The following is a 551-nucleotide window of genomic DNA, read 5'->3' on the forward strand; positions in this document are numbered from 1 at the left end:
GGCCGTGCGCGGGGCCGCCTCGGCGGCGGTGCGCACCATCCTGGCCGACCCGGACAGCTACCTCGACGGCTGAGCACCGCCGCCCGGCCCGGGCCGGTCCGCGCCCCTCAGGCCGAGTCGCGCACCACCAGTTCGGTGGGCAGCAGGATGGACGGCGGTAGCGGGTCCTGTCCGGCGAGCCGGGCGAGCAGCCGCCAGGTCATCGTGCGGCCCAGCTCCTCCACCGGTTGCCGCACCGTGGTCAGGGCGGGGGTGACCGAGGTCGCCAGCACCGAGTCGTCGAACCCGACCACCGCCACGTCCCCGGGCACCGCCCTGCCCCGGGCGGCCAGTTCCCGCATCGCGCCCACGGCCAACAGGTCCGCCGCCGCGAACACGGCGTCCAGATCCGGGTACCGGTCGAGCAGGACGCCCATCGCGTGCGCCCCGGCCTCGACGGTGAAGTCCGCGTGCACGACCGCGTCGGCGCAGCGGCGGGCCTCGGACAGGCCCAGCCGCCATCCGGCGAGCCGGTCGATGCCGACCGCCATGTCCTCCGGCCCGGCGATCGT

General features: G+C 76.8%; 1 protein-coding gene. It reads right to left on the bottom strand.

The window, feature by feature from the left end; all coding sequences use genetic code 11:
• Positions 1-107: 107 nt before the first annotated feature.
• On the bottom strand, positions 108-551 hold a 444-nt coding region (locus tag SACPADRAFT_RS31345; RefSeq protein ID WP_007027927.1), incomplete at its 5' end, for a LacI family DNA-binding transcriptional regulator.

The organism is Saccharomonospora iraqiensis subsp. paurometabolica YIM 90007 (assembly GCF_000231035.2).
Taxonomy (GTDB): domain Bacteria; phylum Actinomycetota; class Actinomycetes; order Mycobacteriales; family Pseudonocardiaceae; genus Saccharomonospora; species Saccharomonospora paurometabolica.